We start from the raw sequence: 2,355 nt of genomic DNA on the forward strand, positions 1-2,355 counted from the left end.
GTATAAGAATTAAAAACCTAACGAACAAAGAAGATGTAAATTACATTCTTGCAAAGCAGCTCCACGATAATTCAAACAAGCTGGCTGTATTTGCAAACCTGCTACAAAGTGATACATACAGCCTGTACCAGCTAGACACAAAAACCCAAACTATGACACTGATCGATCCCAATGAGCTGAAATTTAGCAAGGCGATACTGAATCGCGCTGGAGAAATTATGGTGGGTGTCGTTTTAAACAATGATAGCTCTATGACTTTATACAAAAAAGAAGAGCAATCATGGCAACAGGTTTTGCGCACACAACCTGGTGAACAAGTTGAAGTTATTGGCTATAACGAGTCAAAGCACACCGCAGTACTGTCAGGCAGCATTCAAGGGCGAGATAAGCAAGAACTTATTGAGCTTGATCTCGGTACAAATATATTACACACGCTACATAGTGATCCGCTCAATAACTCAGACTTATATCATGTTATTTTACAAGATGATGGACAACCTCTTATCGCGGCATATTATGATTCGAGGCTAAGAAACTACCCGCTCACTGAAAGTGCAGCATCTATACTATCTCGTATTACTTCACATTTCGGAACAGACGCAGACATACATGTTGAACAAATAGAAGGTAAAACTGGACATTGGCATATCACCACAAAGTATGCCAATAAGCCAGACGAACAATTTGTATTTAACCCAAATACTGATCAGCTTATTGGCCTGCTAAATTCAGAACCTTCGTTTGACCCTGAGCTGCTAGGCACAAGACAGTCAATCAACTATACAGCAACAGATGGTACAAAAATCCAAGCATATTTAACATTGCCTAAATATGCTAACACCACACTTCCCACAATTGTATTGCCACATGGCGGCCCTTGGGTAAGAGATAAGTGGGAATTTAGCAGTGGTTACTTTGTTCCTATTGCACATTACTTTGCCAACAGAGGTTATGCCGTTCTACAACCTAATTTCAGAGGCTCAACAGGGTTTGGTAAACATTTTACTAGCGCAGGTAACAAACAATGGGGCATAGGTTCAATGCAGCAAGATATTACTGATGGCGTGCATTATCTTATTGCTCAAGGCATCACAGATAAAAATCGTGTTGGTATTATGGGAGCGTCGTATGGTGGTTTTGCTGCATTAGCGGGAGCGACGTTTACACCAGATTTATATAAAGCCGTTATTTCATATGTAGGGCCTTCTGATCTTAATGTATTTATGGCGTCATTCCCTGAGGCATATAGACCATATTTAGGTAACTTCTACGCTGCAATTGGTGATCCGGCAATTGAGGCTGATAGAAAGGACATGGCCGCACGCTCTCCCATCAACTTTATCGACAACATTAAAGCGCCAATTATGTTAATTCAAGGAGCAAATGATCCAAGAGTGCCACAGGAACAGTCTGAATTAATAGCCAAAGCATTATTCAATGCTCAACTTCCTGTTGAATACATCTTAGCGAAAAATGAAGGGCATGGTTTTATTCAACACAATAATAAACTAGCTTCCATCATCGCCATGGAACGCTTTTTCGCAATACATTTAGGTGGAACAAAGTCTGACAGCGATGATCCTGATTTAGCCAACCATCTAGCCACATTGACGGTAGATGTTAGCACCCTTTAAATACCGTGAACTCGGGATAATAACTTGTTTTCTTGTAGCTTTTATCCCTTACTACTGCGTCAAATTTGTTTGCAATAGGCCAGCTATTGACGCACAAATTTGTCTGGTATTAAAAAATAACTTTTGGCTAGCGTGATATTACATCTGTTGAGCTTAGGTATTTTAGTTGATTAACTCATATCTTACCCTGAGTTCAAGCTAGTTAGTAAAAATTATTGAATTTGTTAATTTACTTCGCTTATGAAAGTACACATTTTTACTTTCGTTTAATTGTGAAGTACTTTAGGCTCAGCCTAATATGTACATATTAGTCGACCTAAATTCAAAGGATTTTATGAAATACAGAAACGTGCTTGTTTGCTTGATATTGTTGGGTTCTGCTTTATTAAACGGCTGTACTTTACTCGGCATGAGTTTAGCGCTTTTTACTCCTGCGTCAGGAACAGTAAAAAGTCCTTCACTTATTGCAAATGGGGCCGAATATGATGCTGAGATTATTAAACGTATTAAGGGAGTCCAAAGTACAGCTCGGTGTGCTGATTTGTACGGCGAAGAGAAAGCGATGTGCAAACGCCGAGCCGCAGCAATTGCTCGGAGTATCGAAAAACACCAATCAAAAAACTAAATGCGTTGGCTTCTGCCCTCCAACTTTAGTCACTGTTGATGTCGTAATAATTAATATTTTTATAGATATTTAATTGGTGTTCGTCAACGCTTATAG

2 protein-coding genes are annotated in these 2,355 nt (G+C 39.3%); both read left to right on the plus strand.

What is annotated here, in order from left to right:
- Nucleotides 1-1,634: alpha/beta fold hydrolase (locus L1D50_RS22685; protein WP_239966901.1), on the plus strand; the 1,634-nt coding region annotated here is incomplete at its 5' end.
- A 334-nt stretch (nt 1,635-1,968) separates the two neighbouring features.
- On the plus strand, nt 1,969-2,259 hold the full coding sequence (locus L1D50_RS22690) for a hypothetical protein (protein ID WP_128726035.1): 291 nt from the start codon (nt 1,969-1,971) through the stop codon (nt 2,257-2,259).
- Nucleotides 2,260-2,355 lie beyond the last annotated feature (96 nt).

The sequence above is a fragment of the Pseudoalteromonas sp. Isolate6 genome, from assembly GCF_022398435.1.
Classification (GTDB): Bacteria; Pseudomonadota; Gammaproteobacteria; order Enterobacterales; family Alteromonadaceae; genus Pseudoalteromonas; species Pseudoalteromonas galatheae.